1 protein-coding gene is annotated in these 787 nt (G+C 45.7%); it reads left to right on the plus strand.

The annotated features are described in order from the left end of the window. A partial coding sequence (locus A3756_RS01450) for a rhodanese-related sulfurtransferase (RefSeq protein ID WP_068552743.1) occupies positions 1-702 on the plus strand: 702 nt, incomplete at its 5' end. Positions 703-787 lie beyond the last annotated feature (85 nt).

The raw sequence follows: 787 nt of genomic DNA on the forward strand, positions 1-787 counted from the left end.
GTCACCATGGGCGTTGAAGGCATAAACCCTAAGGAAGTAGTTGGCACCTATGTAAAGCCAAAGGACTGGAACGCACTCATCTCTGACCCTGAAGTTCTACTAGTCGATACGCGAAATGATTATGAGGTCGAAATTGGCACCTTCCAACATGCCTTGAACCCTCGAACCGAAAGCTTTAGAGAGTTCCCTCAGTACGTTGCAGAAAACCTGGATAAGGCAAAGCACAAAAAAGTCGCGATGTTTTGTACGGGCGGTATTCGTTGTGAAAAATCGACAGCTTACCTGAAAGAACAAGGTTTTGAAGACGTTTATCACCTTGAAGGCGGCATCCTTAAATACTTAGAAGAAGTTCCAGCTGAAGAGACCATGTGGGAAGGCGAATGCTTTGTCTTTGATGAACGCGTAGCAGTCAATCACCAACTGGAGAAAGGTCGTTACGATCAATGTAATGCATGTCGTCTTCCAATTACAGAAGAAGATAAATCTAGCGAGCTTTATGTTGAGGGCGTTAGCTGCCCAAGGTGTCACGACATGCACACCGAAGCACAAAAAGCCCGCTTCGCTGAACGACAGAAGCAAATAGAACTCGCTAAGCTGCGCCATGAGAAACACATTGGTGGCGATGTCAGCGAGACGATTGCTCGACGTAAACTTGAAAAGCAAGCAGCAATCAAAGCGCAGCAAGAGAAGTTAAGCAAGTAATACAGTTGGCCTCATTAGCTTATACGGGCGCCTCTTAGCAGGCCTCGTATAACTTTTATCGCAGGTACTTCATTTTTTTGCATAC

It is taken from the genome of Oleiphilus sp. HI0086, from assembly GCF_001635225.1.